A 20,747-nucleotide genomic window follows, 5' to 3' on the forward strand; every position below is an offset into this window, starting at 1 on the left:
CCGACTTTATCGACAGCCTGAAGAGGCCGAAAGCCTCTTTTTTTCTTTTCTTGAAATAAAGCTGAAACATTCATCCGAGTTGTACGTCTTACTGGAAGAATATGATTTTCGAGGAGCTGGCAGGAAGCAAGAGACAAAAAAGGATAAAAATTGCGCAATTATACCACAGTTCACTATTTTATGGTAAACTGGACACGATCATTTCTTTGAATTAGATTTGAAAAGATAAACTGTAGGAGGTACCTATGAAAAAGCAAACCAAATTGATACCGTTGGCAATGGTAGCAGTATTGGCTACATCACCGTTCTTAACGGCCGTGCCGAAAGCATATGCACTTACATTTGATGGCATCGATGCTACTGATTACGGAACTGACGAAGATGCGGACTATAGCTTCGATGTTAATATCGGCAGCAAGCTGTCCAAAGGCGATCAGATTACAATTAAATTCGACGATGAGTTCACATTGAATGAAGATGGCGATGAGAATGACATCACTGTCGACGGATATGCCCCGAAAAAAGTGGAAATCGATGACGACAACAAAGAGATCGTTATTACCTTAAACAAAGATGTATCGAAAGGCGATATCACTATTGATGTCGATGACATCATCACCAATCCAGAAGATGCAGCTAGCTATACTATCAAAATCGAAACGGATAACGAATCAGCCAAATCGAAAACCGTTAAAATTAAAGACAGTTCCAGCAGCAGCGGCGGCAAAAGCAGCAGCAAATCGTTCGACCTTTCGGTTTCCGGAAAATACACCGAGGATAAAACCAAAATCACATTGGGCGAATTCACATTGAGTGACAAACTCGTCGATGGCGATTACGTTTATGTAACATTCCCGACCGATGACATGCTGCCGAGCAGCATCGATGAAAGCGATGTAGAAATCAACGGGGAAGAACCAAAATCCGTTTCCGTTGTGAAAAGCAGCAATCAAGTAAAAATCCAAGTTCCAAAAAAAGCGGCAAGCACAAAAGATTTGGAAATCGTCTTCTATGATTCCGCCAAAATCACTCTGCCATCGAAAGCAAAAAGCAGCTACTATATCAAAGTGAAATACAAAAGCACTACATACGAGTCGAAAAGTTTTGAAGTGAAAAGCGGTTCTGGCAGCAGTAGCGGAAGCAGCTCCAGCAGCTCTGATTTTACTGTGAAGCTGGCTGACAACAGTCCTGGCGCTCGTTCCAGCTACAATATTTCCCTAGATTTGGGGAAAGAGAAATTGTCGTCCGGCGGATCGATCGAGATCGAATTCCCTTCGGCAGATATGATCCCACCGATTATGTCCGCTTCAAGCGTGATGATAAACGGTGACAAAGTAAGCTCGGTTACTTCGTACGGCAGCAAACTGTACTTGAAAACAGCATCCAGCTTCAAATCGTCGAGCACCGTCAATATCATTTTTGATTACGATGCATACATCAGTAACCCAAAAATGCCAGGATCCGATTATGTATTGGTTGCAAGAACAGGCAGCAAAAACATCAAATCAGAAAAATTCTCGATTTCCGGCAGCGTTGTAACTGACCCAACAACACCAACAACGCCAACCACTCCGACGACGCCAACCACGCCAGTTGTGGCAAACAACAGCACAGCAACGATTGGGTTGACGAAATCGGCGTTGAACACAACGACAGGCATCAACATCGGTATCAAAGCATTCGGATTGCCGGTTGCAGCGAACACCGATTTTATCGAAGTGGTGTTGCCGGTCGGGTTCCGTGTTCCAACCATCATGAATGCCGCAGCGGTGAAAGTAAATGGGGTACAACCAAGCTATGTCGCTACACGCGGCCAAAACCTGCTGATTTATCCAGCGCAAAACTTGCCGGTAAATGCGCCGGTATCGCTGCTGATCGCAGAGAGCGCAGGCATTGCGAACCCGGCGACTAAGAACGTTTACAGCATCGGTGTCTATACATCGAAAGAGAAAAATCTGCTGTTCGCTCGTCCGGTAAGCGTGGGTGGCGCTGTGATTCCTCCAACGCAACAGCCGCAAACCCAACAACCGCAGCTGCCTAGTACAATCCCGGCAACCGCTGCTCGGGTGAAGTTAGACGTAGCAGCGTTCACACTGAACAATAAAACCTATCCATTGTCTGTCGCACCATACACACTGAACGGTAACACTCTGGTTCCAGCTCAATTTTTCAAAGAAGCACTCTCGTTGACCACTCAGTGGAACAATACGACTTGCGCAATCATCAGCGGAACGACTGTGATCAAATTCACGATCGGTTCCAACAAAGCGAAAGTGGGAAGCACGGAAGTAACCTTGCCTGTAGCTGTACAGCTGAAAAACGGCATGCCGATGTTGCCAATTCGTATGATTGCGGACAATTTGAAATACAAAACCGGTTGGGATACTGCAACCAACAGCGTGTACATTTACAAATAAGAAGCAAACGGCTCCCTGACCAATGTCAGGGAGTTTTCTTTATTCATGGCGGCCGGTGCCTCCGGGCAAATTGGCTGATCAAGCCTATTCAAGTACGCGCGAGAGCGTGACGCTATGCTACAATGACAGAAGATGTGAAAAGGAACCGAAATTCTTCTAATCATACCAAGTACAGCGGATGAGAACCGCAAAGAATGTGGATGGATGGAAGGGACACCATAAGGGGGAAAATTCATGGACCAGACAAACAGCGTCATTCAATCGCCAAACAAGATCGCGCATATCGGTATCGCGGTGAACAGCATTGAAGCAACATTACCTTTTTATACGCAGCATTTGGGGCTGCAGCTTGTCGGAATGGAAGTAGTGGCGAGCGAGCAGGTGCGAGTAGCATTTTTGGCAATTGGCGAATCGCGCTTTGAACTTTTAGAGCCGACGAGCGAGGAGAGCCCGATTGCAAAATTCATCGCCAAGCGGGGAGAAGGGATCCATCACATTGCCCTTGATGTGGATGACGTTGCCGAGCGGCTTGCGAAGCTGAAGGCGGATGGCGTAGCTCTTTTGAACGAACAGCCAAAAGCAGGCGCGCATGGGGCGCAAATCGGATTTTTACATCCGAAAGCTGCACAGGGCGTTTTGTATGAGCTGTGCCAGTATCCGAAGGGGAACGAGGAGGAATCGCATTGAGCGATCAGATGTACCAAAAAATAGACGAGATGTACGAGCGAAAACGCAAGGTGGAGCTCGGCGGCGGGGACAATCGTATCGATGCGCAGCATAAGCGGGGGAAATTGACCGCTCGCGAGCGGCTCGACATTTTGCTTGACCGCCACAGCTTTGTGGAATTGCAGCCGTTCGTTAAACATCGTGCGACCAATTTTGGCATGGATAAACTGGAAGCGCCTGGTGAGGGTGTCGTGACCGGCTATGGTACCATCAACGGCAGGCTCGTGTATGTGTTTGCGCAAGATTTTACCGTGTTCGGCGGCGCGCTCGGGGAGATGCATGCCAAGAAGATAACCAACATCATGGATTTGGCAGCAAAAAACGGTGCACCTGTTATCGGTCTGAATGATTCGGGCGGCGCGCGGATTCAAGAAGGGGTCGTTTCACTTGATGGCTATGGGCATATCTTTTACCGAAATGCCATCTATTCCGGAGTAGTCCCGCAAATCTCCGTCATTCTCGGCCCGTGTGCGGGTGGAGCAGTCTATTCTCCCGCCATTACCGATTTCGTCTTCATGGTCGAAAAAACGTCCCAAATGTTCATTACCGGCCCGAAGGTGATCGAGACGGTGACGGGTGAGAAAATTTCCAGTGAAGATTTGGGCGGGGCGGGCGTACATTCGTCTGTTAGCGGCGTTGCCCACTTTACGGCTCCGAGAGAAGAAGAGGTGCTCGACGAAGTCCGCCGTTTGCTCGGTTTTTTGCCGCAAAGCCACAAGGAAGAAACGCCGCGTGTTCCGTATCATGGCGAGCCGGGCGATTGGCTAGAAGACATTCTGGATGCCGTCCCCACCGCTGCAACAAAGGTATATGACGTCAAAAAAGTACTGCAAATGATTGTGGACCACTATGATTTTTTGGAGGTGCAGCCGAATTTTGCGCGAAATATCGTTGTCGGTTTTGGTCGCATCGATGGGCAAAGCGTCGGCTTTATCGCAAACCAGCCAAAGGTAATGGCAGGCGGCTTGGATATCGATTCGTCCGACAAGCTGGCTCGGTTCATCCGCACATGTGACGCGTTCAATATTCCGTTGGTTACATTCGTCGACGTTACAGGCTTCTTCCCCGGGATCAATCAGGAGCACGGGGGAATTATCAGGCACGGTGCCAAAATTTTGTACGCCTATTCAGAGGCTACCGTTCCGAAAATCACGGTGATCACCCGCAAGGCATACGGTGGTGCCTACGTCGCGCTCAATTCGAAAGCGATCGGCGCGGATGTCGTCTATGCGTGGCCGAACGCAGAAATTGCCGTCATGGGGCCAGAGGGAGCAGCACAGATCATTTTTGCCAAGGAGATTGAACAAAGCGACGATCCGGCGGCGACCCGTCAAGCTAAAATCGCCGAATATCGCAGTGCATTCGCCAATCCGTATGTAGCTGCTGAAAACGGAATGGTCGATGATGTGATTGACCCGCGTGAAACCCGCAAATATTTGAAAAGCTCGCTCGCGATGCTGAAAAACAAGGAAGAGCACCGTCCGCGGAAAAAACACGGCAACATCCCGCTGTAACCCACGGACAAATTTCGGGTTGGAAGGGGTTGGTGAAAGCTCTTCCATGCGTTATACTGATACCATTACATAATAGTAGTAAAAATATTTTTACAGGAGGGTTTATCGTGATCAATCAAGAACGGTTGCTCAATGAGTTCCTTGAATTGGTTCAAATCGATAGTGAAACGAAGAATGAAGGCAACATCGCCAAAGTGCTGACGGAAAAGCTGACAGCTCTTGGCCTCACCGTCGAACAAGACGATGCTGGCGAGAAAACAGGTCATGGTGCAGGCAACTTGTTCGCTACCCTGAAAGGTAATGCAAAAGGCCCGCGACTGTTGTTCAGCAGCCATATGGACACAGTGGTACCGGGTATCGGCGTAAAGCCGTCTGTGAAGGACGGGTATGTGTACTCGGACGGTACTACCATTTTGGGCGCGGATGATAAAGCGGGAATTTCCGCTATTTTTGAAGCGCTCCGCGTCATCCAGGAGCAAAAACTGCCGCACCCGGATATCCAAGTCGTGATTACGACCGGGGAAGAGTCGGGTCTCGTCGGGTCGCGCCATATGGATGAGAGCAAGCTTGCAGCAGACCTCGGTTTCATCCTCGATTCCAACGGTAAGGTTGGTGAGGTAATTGTTGCAGGTGCGGGACAATATCGCATTTACACCAAACTATACGGGAAAGCAGCTCATGCTGGTGTAAATCCGGAAGATGGCGTCAGTGCGATCACGGTTGCTAGCAAGGCGATCTCCCGCATGCCGCTGGGCCGTCTGGATGAAGACACAACGGCAAACGTCGGCCGCTTTGAGGGCGGACGAGCGTTCAACATCGTGACCGATTATGTGGAAGTATGGTCGGAAGCACGAAGCATGGTCATGGATAAGCTGGAAGCACAGGTGAAAAAAATGTCGGACGCGTTCGAATCCGCTGCAGCCGAAATGGGCGCAAAATGCGAAAACGATGTCCGCTTCATGTACCATGGCTATAAATTCAGCCAAGACACGCCTGTCGTGCAAAAAGCGGCAGCTGCACTGAAACGAATCGGGCGCGAGCCGTTCTACGAAAAGAGTGGTGGCGGCAGCGACGGGAACGTCTTCAATGGTTTGGGGGTTCCATCCGTGAACCTGGGGATTGGTTATGAGGAAATCCATACAACAAACGAGCGCATGCCGATCGAGGAATTGAACAAAGCCGCTGAACTGGTTGTAGCGATTGTAGCGGAATGCGTGGAATAAGCTTGTCAAAACAGCCGTCGGGTCAGAACTTGGCGGCTGTTTTTTGTACAGATAAGAATTGATACCAATTCTAGCCACATCGACCATCGCATAGCATGGTGAAGAATGGGGGAGATGGCATGCAGCGACTGACGCAGGCAACCGTAATCGGAATCGTGGAAGAGCGTACTGCACTGCAAATTGTCAGTGTGGAGCTAAACGAGAATAGGGAAATTGGCCAGGCGTTATACTACGCGGCAGGAGCGATGCCGTGCCGGGTTGGGGATCAGGTTCTGGTCAATACGACAGCGGTTCGCCAAGGGCTGGGCACAGGCGGCTACCATTTCATCGTATCCAAGGTGGGGGCAGAGGAGGCGGATTACCTGCCGAATGCATGGGGGCACATTGTAAAAATGCGTTATTCACCTTTGCAATTGACGGTTCCTGCTGTAGAGGAAGAGGAGAGTCCGCACCATTCGTTGTTTCTGGAGCGGGCAACTGAGACGCTCCAGCATGTTCCCGTCGTGATTGGAGAGTTGCATAGTCTGCTGCCTATCATTTGTCTAGCTATTCACAACATGGAGCATCAGCAATCACGGCCGTTACGTGTCGCTTTCGTCATGCCGGATGGCGCATCGCTTCCCATCGCGATCAGTCGACATGTCCATCAGCTACGTGAACAAGGCATGCTTGTAGCAACGGTTACGACAGGTCAGGCGTGGGGAGGCGATCTGGAGGCAATCAACATATATACCGGTTTGCTGGCAGCGAGGCACGTAGCGCAAGCAGATGTGATCGTATGCTTGCTCGGGCCCGGGGTGGCCGGTACAGCAACGCGGCTTGGCTTTTCCGGCATGCAGCTCGTCGAGGTTATGCATGCAGCGGCGACGCTTGGGGGCGTACCGCTTGTTGTTCCGCGAATCAGCTTTTCCGATCAGCGCGACCGTCATGTTGGCATCAGCCACCATACGATTACTATGCTATCCCGCCATTTGCTGCTACCCGTCGTGCTGCCGTTACCAGTGTTTTCCGACTCATTTCAGTCGAGCTGGGTAGAACAGCAGCTGTACCTTGAAGGAATTCTGAGACGGCATGCAGTTGTCAGGAAAAAAGCGCCGGATGTTGACGCATTGCTGCAGCTGCAAGAACGATATCCTTTACTAATCGAAACGATGGGGCGCGGCATTGCGGTGGACCCGACGCCATTCCAAGCCGCCTATTGCGCCGCGAGTTGTGCAGCTCGATTGGGAGAGGCTATTGCTAGTGGAGATGCTTCTCTTGCGTCTGATTTGCCGCCAGAAGCTCTTGTACCGTATTATGCCGACTGGCTAAATCGCGCAATGTAGCCCGAATCTCTTTTGCTTTTCCTACCAAACGCAATTGATTGGAGGTGATTTCCATTTTCATTGATATCGCTCCTTTACGCCGACGTGGACGTCGGACAAGCTTGTCTTAGTGCTACGATATGAGATAAGGTACACATATAGAACGACAGTGTTTGGAAAGGAGCTTGAGAAATCGTGAGTGAAAAAGATCCGCTCTTTGAAAAAACAATTAGTAGCCAACCGATTTATGATGGTCGCATTATCAAGGTAAAAGTAGATGAGGTCGTACTGCCAAACGGAAAGACTGCCAAACGGGAGATCGTTAATCATCAAGGAGCGGTTGCTGTGATGGCATTGACCGATGACAATAAGCTTCTCGCAGTCCGGCAATTCCGCAAACCGTTGGAGAGGTCGATCATCGAGATACCTGCCGGCAAACTGGAGCGTGGGGAAGAGCCGATCGAATGCGCACGACGGGAGCTTTTAGAGGAGACTGGCTACACGGCGAAAGTGTTGACACTGCTCAGCTCCTTTTATACATCACCCGGCTTTGCGGATGAAATTCTTCATCTGTTCGTAGCTACCGGATTAACCGCAGGGGAAGCCCAACCGGATGAAGATGAATTTGTGGAAGTGCTCCACCTTTCACTTGAAGAAGCGAGGCAGCTGCACGCTGCGGGGGACATCCGCGATGCCAAAACCGTCGTCGCCCTGTTCGCCTGGGAAGCCAAAATGCTCGGTTTCAACCATGTGTAACACGGCTTTTCCAGCGTTTTTTGCCGACCTACACATACATCTAGGCAGCACAATGAGCGGCAAGCCAGTGAAGATTACCGCCTCCCGCAAAATGACGCTGTCCGCTGTTTTGGAAGAAGCGTCAGAGCGCAAAGGCATTGAATTGATTGGAATCATCGACTCCCATGTGCCGGAGGTCCAACAAGAATTGCGTGAGCTTATGGATCGAGGACAAGCCATCCCCTTGGAGGAAGGTGGGGTTCGTTACAAACAGACGACACTCATCCTCGGTGCAGAGGTCGAGGTCAAGGAAGCGGGAAGAGGAGAAGCTCATTTTCTCTGCTACGTGCCGACGCTTGATGCGATGCAGTCGTTTACCGGCTGGCTCGCGCGGCGCTGCCGCAATGTCACGCTTAGCTCGCAGCGGATCGACTGCACGATCGTACAGTTACAGGAGCAGGTCGCATCACTCGGAGGTCTGGTAATTCCAGCGCACATTTTTACGCCGCACAAAGGCTTGTACGGAAGCTGTACGGATCATATAGCTGAAGTGGCGAATCCGGCACTGTTTGCTGCGGTGGAGCTCGGGCTTTCATCTAACACAGAGATGGCGGATCAAATCAGCGAACTTCATCCCCTCCCATTCGTGACTAATTCGGATGCGCATTCGCTTTCTAAAATCGGAAGGGAATACCAGTCGATCGTAATGAAGGAACCGAATTTTCGCGAGTGGCGTCTCGCGCTTACGCATGCGGAAGGACACATGATCGCCGCTAACTATGGCCTGCATCCGGAGCTCGGGAAATACCACCAAACATCGTGTCAGGCATGTGGTACTCCTTTTCCAAAAGAGGCAACGGATCGCTGTGCAGCCTGCGGGAAAAAAGCGGTGATTCGAGGTGTGGAAGAACGAATCAGACAGCTTGCCGATCTGGAACCAGGCATCCACCCTGTGCATCGTCCCGCTTATATCGAACAGTTTCCATTGGAATTTTTGCCAGGCATTGGGCCAAAGAGGCGCGAGCAACTCTATCGGGAGTTCGGGACGGAAATGAACATTTTGCACCGAGTGGGGGAAGCCGATTTGAGCCGGGTAATCGGCGAGCTTGCAAATGTTATCATTCGTGCGCGCGTAGGCGAACTCACCGTGAATGCGGGCGGTGCGGGCACATATGGCAAAGTGACGATGGGGAAATAAGAGAAGGGTGCCGTACTAGATTCGAACCTGCTCGCATAGGGTAATAGTAAACCGCGAACAGGAGGAGAGTCTCAGGTGCGCAAACGATTTGGACAAACGTTCCAGGCTTATTTGAACGAACATCAAACCTTATATGTTTTCACCATCGTCCTGTTTGCCATGGGTGTGGTGTTCGGCGCCGTTCTTGTCAATTCGCTCGGCTTGTCCCAAAAAGAAGAGCTGCTGCGCTTTCTGGAATACTTTTTTTCCAATATGAACCGAGGTGGACTGGCAGATCCGCAGCTTCATTTTCTGCAATCGTTCGCGTTTTATTTGAAAACGGTCGGGATCATGTGGATTTTGGGGCTGTCGATCATTGGCCTCCCGATGATTTTGCTGCTTCTGTTTCTCAAAGGTATCGTCGTCGGTTTCACCGTCGGCTTTTTGGTGAGCCAAATGCAATGGCAAGGCGTGATGTATGCACTCGCAGGCGTATTGCCGCAAAACATGCTGGTGGTGCCAGCATTGATCTTGATCGGGGTAGGGGGCATCTCCTTTTCCTTGCGCCTGATTAAAACAAGGCTGCTGTCCAAACGGGATCAAATCATGCCCCATTTCCTGAGTTATTCGGTATTGGTGCTGGTCATGTTCAGCGTGTTGACCATCGCGGCCCTTTTTGAGACGTTCGTATCGCCAACGTTAATCCGCTATGTAACTAATTAAGAATTATTCTCATCTAATAACTTTTGTATTTGACTTCTGGAATCGCCCTCCACTATAATAGGAGCAGGTTTCATGCAAGTGGGGAGGGGCAAAAATGGAAGAAAAGATTGAAAAGATAAAGCAACAATTACATTCCCATAACTATAAATTAACGCCGCAGCGTGAGGCCACGGTTCGGGTGCTACTGGAAAATGAGCAAGACCATCTGAGTGCGGAAGACGTTTACTTGCTGGTAAAAGAAAAATCCCCTGAAATCGGACTTGCTACCGTATACCGGACACTTGAATTGCTGAGTGAGCTTAAAATCATCCACAAAATGAATTTTGGCGATGGCGTTGCCCGTTATGACTTGCGGGACGACAATTCTGATCGCCATCATCATCATCTCGTGTGCATGAATTGCGGAACGGTCGACGAGATTTTTGAAAATCTGCTGGTCGGAGTCGAAGAGCGGGTACATAATGTTTACAACTTTTCGATTTTGGACCATCGCCTTACCTTTTATGGGATCTGCCATCGTTGCATTGACAAGGTGAATATCGACGATTTTAAATAAGCAGCTTCTCCTATTTGATAGGAGAAGTTTTTCGTTTGTTTTTGGCATTCGGGGAACGATAGTGACTAGGTGAGGGCAGAGGCCTGCTTGACGTATAGCGGAATGGACGAGCGCATAAGATGAACAAATGGAACTCTTTTTGCCGCTTCAAGCTTGATCACACTATCACAAGGTGGGAGATGCAGCAGAATGATCTTCTCGGTTCGCCGCTTAATAGAGCTGATACGCTTTCTGTTGGTGCTCATAACGTGTACACTTGTATCCTATGGAATCATTACGCTTTTGTCCGAGCGTTTTCTGCCGGCCAATCCGTATCACGAACCGCACGGCAACGCCATCAAGGTTGTCAAGATCATCGACAACTCCGATAGGCATGACATGGATTGGTACTATTCGCGTCTGCAGCTCTTCTTTATGGTAGGAGAGTGAGGACCGTTTATGAGAAAAGAGGAGTTTTTCCTTCGGCGTGGAAAGCAATAGGACTAACAAAAGATAGGCAAGGAGCCATAAGGGAGAGCATCTTCATGGAAATACTGATTGATCATTTTATGCACTTTCTTTCCGTTGAAAAAGGCTTGGCTGCCAACACGCTGGAATCATACCAGCGTGATCTGTTTGCATACACCGATTTTCTCAAAAGCGAGGGCGTAACCGACATCGCAGCGTCGAATCGGTCGCACATTATCAGTTATCTCGTGACTTTGCAGAAAAAAGGGAGAGCAACAGCGACCTTGTCGCGCAATCTGGCCTCCATCCGGGCGTTTTATCAGTTTTTGGTGCGTGATCGTCATTTGGAGCACGACCCTTCCATCCACCTAGAAACGCCAAAGATTGAGAAGCGACTGCCGAAAGTGCTGTCTCTCGAAGAGGTCGAGAAGCTTTTGGAGGGACCGGATCTCGGTCAGCCGAGCGGTGTTCGTGACAAAGCGATGCTAGAGCTGTTATATGCGACTGGCATCCGTGTGTCCGAGCTGGTCCAGCTCAACATGGGCGACATTAACCTCGAGATGGGGTTTCTCAAATGCATGGGAAAAGGCTCGAAGGAACGGATGATCCCGCTCGGGAAGGTCGCGATTTCCGTGATTCGACAGTACATCGAGACTGCGCGCCCGCGCCTGCTCAAGGTCGGCGGAGAATCAGCCCTATTCGTCAATCATTTGGGTAAACGCATGACGCGGCAAGGATTCTGGAAAATTATCAAAAAGTATGCCCTCCAGTCAGGCATCATGGCGGAAATCACGCCGCATACGCTGCGGCATTCTTTTGCGACGCATTTGCTGGAAAATGGCGCCGACTTGCGTTCCGTGCAGGAAATGCTCGGGCATGCCGACATTTCCACCACGCAGATTTACACGCATGTAACACGTTCCCGAATCAAGGACGTTTATGCCAAAACACATCCGCGCGCATAACGCGTAAGACTACGCGCACGAAAAAGGAGAATGAGAAGATGGCACGGTTTTCACGTATTTTTTTGATTGTGATGGATAGCGTAGGGATTGGCGAATTGCCTGATGCGCCTGCTTTTCATGATGAGGGTGCGAACACGCTTGGACATATTGCACAACGTGTGGAAGGGTTTGCGCTTCCACATCTTGCCCGCCTTGGTTTAGGTAATATCGCGCCTTTACATAACGTGCCAGCTGAAGCTAAGCCTCTGGCGCACTACGGGAAAATGCAAGAAATTTCGTTGGGAAAAGATACGACGACTGGGCATTGGGAGATCATGGGGTTGCAGGTTTCCACGCCGTTTAACACATATCCGGACGGATTTCCCGCTGCATTGATCGAGGAGTTTGAAGCACGGATTGGCCGCAAAGTTCTTGGCAACAAAGTGGCATCGGGAACGGAGATTTTGGACGAGCTCGGCGAGGAGCATCTGAAGACGGGTGCCGTCATTGTTTATACGTCTGCGGACAGCGTGTTCCAAATCGCCGCACATGAGGAAGTGGTACCGCTTTCGGAGCTATACCATATTTGCGAAGTAGCACGTGAGCTCACGTTGCGCGACGAATTTGCGGTAACCCGGGTCATCGCACGGCCGTTTATCGGAAAGCCAGGAGCGTTTGAGCGTACCTCGAACCGTCATGATTATTCGGTCAAACCATTTTCGCCGACAGTGATGAATCGACTTGCGGATGCAGGTTTGGCGTCAATTGCTATCGGCAAAATCAGCGATATTTATGCAGAGGAAGGCATCACTCGCTCCATACGTACGAAAGACAACATGGATGGCGTGAACCAGTTGATCGGCACCATGAAGGAATCGTTTACCGGTTTAAGCTTCGTCAACTTGGTCGATTTTGATGCCAAATACGGACACCGTCGCGATCCAGAGGGATATGGGCACGCGCTGATGGAATTTGACGATCGGATCTCGGAGCTTTTGGACAATCTACAGGAACATGACCTGCTTATCATTACGGCTGACCATGGAAACGACCCGGTTCATCACGGCACAGACCATACGCGCGAATATGTACCACTTCTCGCTTATCACCGCCACATCGAGGCCGGCCGTAATTTGGGCATCCGTGGCACATTTGCGGATATCGGAGCGACGGTTGCAGAAAACTTCGGTGTTACGGCACCTGTAATTGGCAAGAGCTTTTTATCTGAACTGTAAGCAGGAGGGAACTAAATGTCTGAAGCGATTCAACTAGCGAAACGAGCAATTGAAGAGCGGATTGCAAAAGCGCCAACCATTGGGTTGGTGCTTGGTTCCGGTTTGGGGGTTTTAGCCGATGAAATCTCCAATTCCGTGGCGATCCCGTATGAGGAAATCCCACATTTCGGCCGATCCACGGTGGTAGGGCACAAAGGGCAGCTGGTGATCGGCATGCTTGAAGGGAAACAAGTGGTTGCGATGCAGGGTCGCTTTCATACGTATGAGGGGCATGGTATGGATTCCGTCGTGTTCCCGATCCGTGTATTAAAAGAGATCGGTGTCGAGCAGCTGATCGTAACGAATGCAGCAGGCGGAGTCAACGAAAGCTACATGCCAGGCGACCTCATGGTGATCAGTGATCATTTGAACATGGCTGCACGCAACCCGTTGATCGGGCCAAACGATGAAAAATATGGCGTTCGTTTTCCGGACATGTCTGAGGCGTACAACAAATTGTTGCGTGCTCTTGCCCACGCCACAGCAGCAGATTTGGGCCTTTCGCTCAAAGAAGGGGTATATGCCTGGATGCTTGGCCCTAGCTACGAGACACCGGCAGAAATCCGCATGCTGCGGATGCTAGGGGCTGATGCAGTCGGCATGTCGACAGTGCCTGAGGTGATCGTCGCCCGGCACATGAATCTGGATGTGTTGGGCATTTCGTGCATTACCAATATGGCAGCGGGCATTTTACCGCAGCCACTATCCCACGAGGAAGTCATCGAGACGACGGAACAAGTGAAGTCCGCATTTTTGTCATTGATCCACGGCATCGTCAAAAACATGTAAGCGAAGAGAAAGAGAGGGGCCGCTAGTAATAGACCTGTGCGGCTCCTTGATGTACTCTGCAGTGCATTAAATAACCAACGCGCAAACGTGTTGCTACATTAATAGAAGAAACAGATTTGGAATTGTTCTCGTGAAAACGGCGGGAGATAAAGTCGAAGCAGGAGACGTGCTCGCCATTATACATGACAATGAAAACCAATTGTTGCAAAACGCGATTGGAGAAGTAAAACAAGCGTATGAATATGCACAGGAAGTTGTAAAAATCAATAATTTGATTTATAAAATTTTATAAACATTTCCGCAAATGAACCAAAAGGGGAAGTGACGCGATTCTTCCCCTTTTTAGATTATTTATTGGTAAAAAAAACTTGATTAATACGAAACAGTTTATAATGTTTTATTTTTCTACTTGTCAAATTTCGTTGACACCGCTACCAAATCCGTTTATTTTTAAGGTATTAAACACATTGTAAGCGTTTTTTACGTTTTTCGTAAAATTCGGGTAAACAGTTCGTTAAATTCGCATTATCGTAAAAAGACAGAATCTGCTGACGCAAATGGAGTGGTAATTTTGAAAAAAATAGACCATGTTGATCGGCAAATTCTGCAAATCCTTCAAGGGGACGGTAGAACCCCCTATACAGAGATAGCTCATCAGCTCAAGGTGAGCGAAGGGACGATTCGCTCGCGAATCTCTCGCTTGTTGCAAGAAGGAGTTTTCGAGTTTGTCATCCAAGTGCATCCCGAAAAGTTGGGGCTGCATGTACAAGCTTGCATCGGACTCACGACCAAGCTCGGCATGCAAAACCATGTTGCTGAAGCATTGAGTAAGTTCCCCGAGGTGCGTTTTGTCGGGGCATTTTCCGGGAAACACGATCTGATCATTCAGGTTTGCTTCCACGATAATGAGGATCTGATCACATTCGTAAATGAGCGTCTCTCTCGCGTTGAGGGAATTGTTGCTGCAGACGTGTCATTGGAATTGAAACAGTACAAAGACTCATATTCGTATGTAGCTGGCTGTGAGGAAGCAATATCTTGAAAGGAGTGATGCCATCCGGTTACGAGCGGTAGTATCGTCATTTTGCTATCTCATGTATTTTCAGAAAAAAGAAAAAGTGGGGGTTTATTGCGATGAAAAAGAGCGTATTCGCATTAGTTAGTTCGGTAGTAGTACTCGGAACAGCACTCGCAGGTTGCGGTGGCGGCGGCGACGCAGCGAAACCAGCTGAACAGCCTGCAGCAGGAAACAATTCCGGCACAGCAGCTCCAGCGCCAGAAAAATCAGCAGAGCCGAAATTGCTGAAAATTAACTTGCACTCCGAACCACCGACGGCTGACCCAGGTTTGGCTGAGGACTCTACTTCCGGAACTATAGTTCGCGCGGCATTCGACGGTTTGACTCGGACCGGCGGCGATGGAAAGCCAATGAACTCTGCTGCTGAAAGCGTAGAAGTATCGCAGGATCTGAAAACATATACATTTAAGATTCGCGACGCAAAATGGAGCAACGGTGACCCTGTCACTGCAAAAGACTTCGAATATGCGTGGAAGCGCGTTCTCGATCCAAAAACAGCAGCAAACTATGCATACCAACTCTACTATATCAAGAATGGTGAAAAAGCAAACAAGGGCGAAGTCGGACTCGATCAAGTCGGCGTAAAAGCGCTTGATGACAAAACGCTCCAAGTTGAGCTGGAGAACCCAACACCATACTTCTTGGAATTGACTTCTTTCTATACTTACTTCCCGGTTGATCAAAAAGTGGTTTCCGCTGATCCGAAATGGGCGACAGAAGCAAAAACTCACGTAGGTAACGGACCATTCAAATTGGAATCTTGGGAACATAAGAGCAAATTGGTTCTCGTGAAAAACGACAACTATTGGGATAAAGATACCGTGAAATTGGATAAAATCGAATTCTCGATGGTAGAAGACGAGAATACTGAATTGTCCATGTTCGATAACGGTGAACTCGATTGGGCAGGTGCTCCTTTCAGCTCCTTGCCGACAGATGCGATTCCAGCTCTGAAAGAGTCTGGCAAAATGACGATTCAACCAATTGCTGGTACCTACTGGTATAAATTTAACACCGAAAAACCTCCATTCAACAATGTGAAAATCCGTAAAGCGTTCGCATATGCGATTGACCGTCAAGCGATCATCGACAACGTAACGCAAACGAACCAAAAACCAGCGATGGGTGCGGTGCCAGATTCGATGTCCCTGAACCCAGACGGCTACTTCAAAGATCACGATGTTGAAACTGCGAAAACGCTGCTTGCTGAAGGTATGAAAGAACTGGGCATCACAAAACTGCCAACGGTTTCCCTGTCTTACAACACGTCCGAGGGACACAAAAAGATTGCAGAAGCAATCCAAGACCAATGGAAGAAAAATCTCGGCGTAGATGTAAAATTGGATAACACCGAGTGGAAAGTTTACATCGAAAACTTGCACCAAGGCAAATTCCAAATCGGTCGCATGGGCTGGTTGGGTGACTTTAACGATCCAATCAACTTCTTGGAACTGTTCAAAGAAAAAGATGGCGGAAACAACGATACTCGTTGGGAAAATCCAAAATTCAAAGAACTGTTGAACAAATCGGCGCTTGAAGGCGATGCTGAAAAACGTAAAGCAATCCTGAAAGAAGCTGAAGCGGTAATGATGGACGATATGCCTGTAATGCCAATTTACTTCTACACCAACTCGTGGGTGAAGAAGGATGAAGTAAAAGGCGTTCAAGTGGATGGTTTGGGTCAAGTTGACTTCAAATGGGCTACCATTGAGAAGTAATTCCATTGTGATGGCCGAATGGCCGGCGGTAAAATGAATAGGTAAACGTGCAAAGGTATATGGACTATACCCATATACCTTTGCTACTTCCAAAACTAAAACACACATACAACGAACTTATAGAGAGATACATTTATTCGGGGAAGTTATTACACAATCGATTTTTGCACTGTGACTAAACAAATAAATACGATCACTTCGCAGTGTGAAAATGGGAAGTGAGAGTAGCAACATCAGTAAAAAGGAGGAATAAGGGTTGATCCGTTATCTTGCCAAGCGTATTGTATACATGATCATCACGTTGTTTCTAATTGTAACGGCTACCTTCTTCTTGATGCAGGCTGTGCCTGGAGGCCCGTTCACTGCCGAGAAAAACGTACCGCCAGAAATAAAGGAAGCGCTTAACGCGTTTTATGGTTTGGATAAGCCAGTATGGCAGCAATATTTGGATTACTTGGTTCGTGTCATTACATGGGATTTGGGACCGTCTTTCGCGGAAAAATCCTCTACTGTTAACGATATGATCAATCAAGGTTTCCCTGTATCCGCTCACCTGGGTCTACAAGCACTGGCTGTAGCCATCTTTGGCGGAATCACGTTGGGAGTAATTTCGGCAATGAAACATAACAAGTGGCAGGATTCGACAGCAACAGTAATCGCTGTATTGGGGCTCTCCGTCCCAGGCTTCATCCTTGCTTCCTTCTATCAATACTTTTTCTCAATCAAATTGGGCTGGTTCCCGATTGCGAAGTTCGATACGTTTAAACACACAATCTTGCCAACGTTCGCATTGGCAGCGTTACCACTGGCATTTATCGCTCGTCTGACACGCTCCAACATGCTCGAAGTGCTCGGACAAGATTACATTAAGACAGCAAGAGCGAAAGGCTTGAGCTCTGTCGCTATCACCATCAAGCACGCAATCCGCAATGCGCTCCTGCCGGTTATCACATACCTTGGACCATTGGCAGCGGGTATTTTGACAGGTACGTTCGTTATCGAGCGCATCTTCGGGATTCCAGGATTGGGAAGCCGATTTGTAGGTTCAATCACGAACCGTGACTATACGGTTATTATGGGTACGACTGTATTTTACTCAATCTTCCTGATTGCTCTCGTATTCCTAGTCGACATCGCCTACACCATCATCGATCCACGTATTAAACTGACTGACACAGGGAGGGAGTAATCAACCATGCAATTGACCAAGGAGCATTTTGAGCCAATTTCGATGGACCTGCGTCAGGCAGAAGAAATCAAAAGACCGAGCTTGTCTTTCTGGCAAGATGTTTGGCGCCGCTTGAAACAAAACAAAGTAGCGATGGCTTCGCTGATCTTCATCGCCGTACTTCTGGTATTGGCGATCTTTATCCCGATCTTCAGCCATAACGATTACTTTACGACTGACCTGGCTGGTAAAAACAAAAAAATCTCTGCTGAACACTGGTTTGGTACAGACGATTTGGGTCGTGACATGTTTGTTCGTATTTGGTATGGTGCACGTATCTCCCTTGAGGTTGGTTTTGCAGCTGCCGCGATTGACCTGCTTGTCGGTATCATTTGGGGCGGTATCTCCGGTTTCTTCGGCGGCAAAGTCGATGAAATCATGATGCGTATCGCGGACTTGCTGTTCGCAGTTCCGTACCTGCTGGTTGTTATTTTGTTGATGGTTGTTATGGGCCCTGGCTTAACGACGATCATCATCGCGTTGACGATAACGGGCTGGATCAACATGGCGCGGATTGTCCGTGGTCAGATCTTGCAGTTGAAAGCACAGGAATTCGTTTTGGCGGCGCGCTCCCTTGGCGCTGACAGCAAACGCCTGATCTTCAAACACTTGATTCCGAACGCACTCGGACCAATCATCGTAACGCTCAGCTTGTCTGTTCCTTCTGCGATTTTCGCAGAATCGTTCTTGTCATTTATCGGTCTTGGCGTTGCCGCACCGATCGCATCGTGGGGCACGATGGCCAATGACGGTTTGCCTGCGATGAAATACTTCCCATGGCGCTTGATGTTCCCAGCAGTGTTCATCAGTGTGACCATGTTGGCGTTTAACTTACTAGGCGACGGATTGCGCGATGCTGTAGACCCGCGTCTTCGTAAATAGGAGGGATCAACGTTATGGAACGCATACTCGAAGTAAAAGATCTTCATGTTTCCTTCCAAACTTATGCTGGTGAAGTAAAGGCCGTTCGCGGCGTTAATTTTCACGTAAATCGTGGGGAAGCAGTAGCGATCGTAGGGGAGTCCGGTTGCGGTAAATCGGTAACCGCGCAAACCTTGATGAAACTGATTCCAATGCCACCGGGAAAAATCAAAAGCGGTGAAATCTTGTTCAACGGACAAGATATCGTGAAAAAATCCAACAAAGAGATGGAAGCGATCCGCGGGAAAGACATCGGAATGATCTTCCAAGACCCGATGACATCGTTGAACCCGACGATGACGATCGGTAACCAGATCATGGAGGGCCTGCTCAAGCATCAAAACATGACGGGTGCCCAGGCGAAAGCGAAAGCAATCGATTTGCTGACGACGGTTGGAATTCCGCAACCGGAGCGCCGCATCACGCAATATCCGCATGAGTTCTCCGGCGGTATGAGACAGCGCGCGATGATCGCGATCGCCCTTGCTTGTTCACCACAGCTTTTGATCGCCGACGAGCCGACAACTGCGCTCGACGTAACGATTCAGGCGCAGATTCTCGATTTGATGCGCGATCTGCAAAAGAAAACCGGCACATCCATCATCCTCATCACCCATGACCTGGGCGTTGTAGCTGAGATGTGCGACCGCGTCATCGTTATGTACGCAGGAAAAGTCATTGAAACGGGTACGGTAGACGAGATCTTCTACAACCCGCAGCATCCATATACAAAAGGGCTTCTCCGCTCTGTTCCGCGTCTCGACCTGAACCGGGATGAGCCGTTGACGCCAATCTATGGCACTCCGCCGGATCTGCTTCGCCCACCGGTCGGTTGTGGATTTACCGCCCGTTGCGAAAATGCGATGCGCGTTTGCAAGGAAATCGATCCTGAGATGACTCAGGTAGGTAAAACCCAACAAGCCGCGTGCTGGCTGCAGCATCCACTTGCACAAAGCCGCTAAGCCTCTTAGGAAGGAGTGACGATATTGGAAAAGCGCGATACACTTATCGAAGTCAAGAATTTGAAAAAATTCTTTCAAATTGGTGATAATACGTTAAAGGCCGTTAACGATATTTCTTTCGATATCAAACGCGGTGAGACTCTTGGTGTCGTAGGGGAGTCCGGTTGCGGAAAATCCACTGCTGGACGTACTATGCTGCGTCTGTATGAGCCAACTGAGGGTGACATCCTGTTTGAAGGCAAAAGCATTCGTAACCTGAACCCTCAGGAAATGAAGGCAATGCGCCGCAATATCCAAATGATTTTCCAAGACCCGTATGCATCGCTGAACCCACGTATGACGGTTGGTGACATTATCGGGGAAGCGCTCGACATTCATGGTTTGGCGACCGGTGAAAAGCGCAAGCAACGTATCCAAGAGCTGCTATCTTTAGTAAGCTTGAACCCAGAGCATATGAACCGATTCCCGCACGAATTTTCGGGCGGTCAGCGCCAACGGATCGGGATTGCCCGCGCCCTGGCTGTTGAACCAAAATTCATCGTCTGCGACGAGCCGATTTCTGCGTTGGACGTATCTGTACAAGCTCAAGTCGTGAACCTGCTCGAATCGTTGCAAGAAAAAATGGGCTTGACCTACATGTTCATCGCCCATGACCTTTCAATGGTTAAATACATCTCCGACCGTGTGGCGGTTATGTATCTCGGTAAAATGGTGGAGCTGGCAGAAAGTGATGCTTTGTATGAAAAACCGCTTCATCCATATACTCAAGCTCTGCTCTCGGCGATTCCGATTCCGGACCCTGAGCTGGAGCGCAAACGCGAACGCATCGTGCTGCAAGGCGATGTACCGAGCCCGATGAACCCTCCAAGCGGTTGTCATTTCCGCACCAGATGTCCAAAAGCCATGCCAGAATGCGCGGCTGCGGAACCAGTCTGGAAAGAAGTGGAACCAGGACATTTTACCGCTTGTCACTTGTATAACTAGTCAGGAAAAATGGATTTCCCCGGCGAT

The 20,747-nt window shown here is 49.1% G+C and carries 21 protein-coding genes and 1 pseudogene; 21 read left to right on the forward strand and 1 reads right to left on the reverse strand.

The features are described from left to right. The 6 genes from EDM56_RS31710 to EDM56_RS24805 form a co-directional block, all read left to right on the forward strand. A partial coding sequence (locus tag EDM56_RS31710; protein ID WP_221176003.1) for a hypothetical protein occupies positions 1–187 on the forward strand: 187 nt, incomplete at its 5' end. 58 nt (positions 188–245) lie between these two features. Continuing rightward, the gene (locus tag EDM56_RS24785; protein ID WP_122920628.1) at positions 246–2,417 is read left to right on the forward strand and encodes a copper amine oxidase N-terminal domain-containing protein; all 2,172 of its coding nucleotides are present in this window, start codon (positions 246–248) and stop codon (positions 2,415–2,417) included. Between the two features lie 234 nt (positions 2,418–2,651). After that, complete coding sequence (gene mce / locus EDM56_RS24790; RefSeq protein WP_246009523.1) at positions 2,652–3,104, forward strand: methylmalonyl-CoA epimerase; 453 nt, start codon at positions 2,652–2,654, stop codon at positions 3,102–3,104. 8 nt (positions 3,105–3,112) lie between these two features. After that, on the forward strand, positions 3,113–4,657 hold the full coding sequence (locus EDM56_RS24795; protein WP_122920778.1) for an acyl-CoA carboxylase subunit beta: 1,545 nt from the start codon (positions 3,113–3,115) through the stop codon (positions 4,655–4,657). A gap of 107 nt (positions 4,658–4,764) precedes the next feature. After that, positions 4,765–5,880 (forward strand): M20/M25/M40 family metallo-hydrolase, encoded by a 1,116-nt coding sequence (locus EDM56_RS24800; RefSeq protein WP_122920629.1) that lies wholly within the window; start codon positions 4,765–4,767, stop codon positions 5,878–5,880. Positions 5,881–5,999: 119 nt separating this feature from the next. After that, positions 6,000–7,205 (forward strand): DUF3866 family protein, encoded by a 1,206-nt coding sequence (locus tag EDM56_RS24805; RefSeq protein ID WP_183192581.1) that lies wholly within the window; start codon positions 6,000–6,002, stop codon positions 7,203–7,205. Between the two features lie 4 nt (positions 7,206–7,209). Here the strand turns inward: EDM56_RS24805 and EDM56_RS32275 are convergent. Next, positions 7,210–7,266: pseudogene (locus EDM56_RS32275) on the reverse strand (hypothetical protein); the annotation flags it as partial. Between the two features lie 113 nt (positions 7,267–7,379). Between EDM56_RS32275 and EDM56_RS24815 the strand changes: the two are divergent. The 15 genes from EDM56_RS24815 to EDM56_RS24885 all read left to right on the forward strand — a co-directional run bounded on the left by EDM56_RS24815 (position 7,380) and on the right by EDM56_RS24885 (position 20,720). Further along, the gene (locus tag EDM56_RS24815; protein ID WP_122920632.1) at positions 7,380–7,940 is read left to right on the forward strand and encodes an NUDIX domain-containing protein; all 561 of its coding nucleotides are present in this window, start codon (positions 7,380–7,382) and stop codon (positions 7,938–7,940) included. Positions 7,941–7,992: 52 nt separating this feature from the next. Next, positions 7,993–9,117: an endonuclease Q family protein gene (locus tag EDM56_RS24820; protein ID WP_246009524.1), complete on the forward strand. Its 1,125-nt coding sequence runs from the start codon at positions 7,993–7,995 to the stop codon at positions 9,115–9,117. Positions 9,118–9,192: 75 nt separating this feature from the next. Then, positions 9,193–9,819 (forward strand): stage II sporulation protein M, encoded by a 627-nt coding sequence (spoIIM, locus tag EDM56_RS24825; protein ID WP_122920634.1) that lies wholly within the window; start codon positions 9,193–9,195, stop codon positions 9,817–9,819. 94 nt (positions 9,820–9,913) lie between these two features. Then, complete coding sequence (gene fur, locus EDM56_RS24830) at positions 9,914–10,375, forward strand: ferric iron uptake transcriptional regulator (RefSeq protein WP_122920635.1); 462 nt, start codon at positions 9,914–9,916, stop codon at positions 10,373–10,375. Positions 10,376–10,564: 189 nt separating this feature from the next. Then, positions 10,565–10,804, forward strand: coding sequence for a DUF4227 family protein (locus EDM56_RS24835; protein WP_122920636.1), 240 nt, complete (start codon positions 10,565–10,567; stop codon positions 10,802–10,804). A 95-nt stretch (positions 10,805–10,899) separates the two neighbouring features. Continuing rightward, complete coding sequence (xerD, locus tag EDM56_RS24840; RefSeq protein ID WP_122920637.1) at positions 10,900–11,787, forward strand: site-specific tyrosine recombinase XerD; 888 nt, start codon at positions 10,900–10,902, stop codon at positions 11,785–11,787. Between the two features lie 38 nt (positions 11,788–11,825). After that, a complete protein-coding gene (gene deoB / locus EDM56_RS24845) occupies positions 11,826–13,001 on the forward strand; it encodes a phosphopentomutase (protein ID WP_122920638.1) in 1,176 nt (391 codons plus the stop codon). A 15-nt stretch (positions 13,002–13,016) separates the two neighbouring features. Continuing rightward, positions 13,017–13,829: a purine-nucleoside phosphorylase gene (locus tag EDM56_RS24850; RefSeq protein ID WP_122920639.1), complete on the forward strand. Its 813-nt coding sequence runs from the start codon at positions 13,017–13,019 to the stop codon at positions 13,827–13,829. A 130-nt stretch (positions 13,830–13,959) separates the two neighbouring features. After that, positions 13,960–14,121, forward strand: coding sequence for a hypothetical protein (locus tag EDM56_RS24855; RefSeq protein WP_183192582.1), 162 nt, complete (start codon positions 13,960–13,962; stop codon positions 14,119–14,121). Positions 14,122–14,400: 279 nt separating this feature from the next. Continuing rightward, on the forward strand, positions 14,401–14,871 hold the full coding sequence (locus tag EDM56_RS24860) for an Lrp/AsnC family transcriptional regulator (RefSeq protein ID WP_122920641.1): 471 nt from the start codon (positions 14,401–14,403) through the stop codon (positions 14,869–14,871). 92 nt (positions 14,872–14,963) lie between these two features. After that, positions 14,964–16,625 (forward strand): peptide ABC transporter substrate-binding protein, encoded by a 1,662-nt coding sequence (locus EDM56_RS24865; protein WP_122920642.1) that lies wholly within the window; start codon positions 14,964–14,966, stop codon positions 16,623–16,625. Positions 16,626–16,881: 256 nt separating this feature from the next. Then, a complete protein-coding gene (locus tag EDM56_RS24870) occupies positions 16,882–17,814 on the forward strand; it encodes an ABC transporter permease (RefSeq protein ID WP_122920643.1) in 933 nt (310 codons plus the stop codon). Between the two features lie 6 nt (positions 17,815–17,820). Next, complete coding sequence (locus EDM56_RS24875) at positions 17,821–18,735, forward strand: ABC transporter permease (protein WP_122920644.1); 915 nt, start codon at positions 17,821–17,823, stop codon at positions 18,733–18,735. A gap of 14 nt (positions 18,736–18,749) precedes the next feature. Continuing rightward, on the forward strand, positions 18,750–19,736 hold the full coding sequence (locus EDM56_RS24880; protein ID WP_122920645.1) for an ABC transporter ATP-binding protein: 987 nt from the start codon (positions 18,750–18,752) through the stop codon (positions 19,734–19,736). Positions 19,737–19,760: 24 nt separating this feature from the next. Beyond that, the gene (locus EDM56_RS24885) at positions 19,761–20,720 is read left to right on the forward strand and encodes an ABC transporter ATP-binding protein (RefSeq protein ID WP_122920646.1); all 960 of its coding nucleotides are present in this window, start codon (positions 19,761–19,763) and stop codon (positions 20,718–20,720) included. Positions 20,721–20,747: the final 27 nt, after the last annotated feature.

Origin of the sequence: Brevibacillus fluminis, from assembly GCF_003710825.1 — a bacterium.
GTDB classification, from domain to species: domain Bacteria; phylum Bacillota; class Bacilli; order Brevibacillales; family Brevibacillaceae; genus Brevibacillus_D; species Brevibacillus_D fluminis.

Coding starts and splice junctions, on each gene's coding strand:
- EDM56_RS24785 (WP_122920628.1), top strand. CDS start 246: ATGAAAAAGCAAACCAAATTGATACCGTTGGCAATGGTAGCAGTATTG.
- mce (WP_246009523.1), top strand. CDS start 2,652: ATGGACCAGACAAACAGCGTCATTCAATCGCCAAACAAGATCGCGCAT.
- EDM56_RS24795 (WP_122920778.1), top strand. CDS start 3,113: ATGTACCAAAAAATAGACGAGATGTACGAGCGAAAACGCAAGGTGGAG.
- EDM56_RS24805 (WP_183192581.1), top strand. CDS start 6,000: ATGCAGCGACTGACGCAGGCAACCGTAATCGGAATCGTGGAAGAGCGT.
- EDM56_RS24820 (WP_246009524.1), top strand. CDS start 7,993: ATGAGCGGCAAGCCAGTGAAGATTACCGCCTCCCGCAAAATGACGCTG.
- fur (WP_122920635.1), top strand. CDS start 9,914: ATGGAAGAAAAGATTGAAAAGATAAAGCAACAATTACATTCCCATAAC.
- EDM56_RS24835 (WP_122920636.1), top strand. CDS start 10,565: ATGATCTTCTCGGTTCGCCGCTTAATAGAGCTGATACGCTTTCTGTTG.
- xerD (WP_122920637.1), top strand. CDS start 10,900: ATGGAAATACTGATTGATCATTTTATGCACTTTCTTTCCGTTGAAAAA.
- deoB (WP_122920638.1), top strand. CDS start 11,826: ATGGCACGGTTTTCACGTATTTTTTTGATTGTGATGGATAGCGTAGGG.
- EDM56_RS24850 (WP_122920639.1), top strand. CDS start 13,017: ATGTCTGAAGCGATTCAACTAGCGAAACGAGCAATTGAAGAGCGGATT.
- EDM56_RS24865 (WP_122920642.1), top strand. CDS start 14,964: ATGAAAAAGAGCGTATTCGCATTAGTTAGTTCGGTAGTAGTACTCGGA.
- EDM56_RS24875 (WP_122920644.1), top strand. CDS start 17,821: ATGCAATTGACCAAGGAGCATTTTGAGCCAATTTCGATGGACCTGCGT.
- EDM56_RS24880 (WP_122920645.1), top strand. CDS start 18,750: ATGGAACGCATACTCGAAGTAAAAGATCTTCATGTTTCCTTCCAAACT.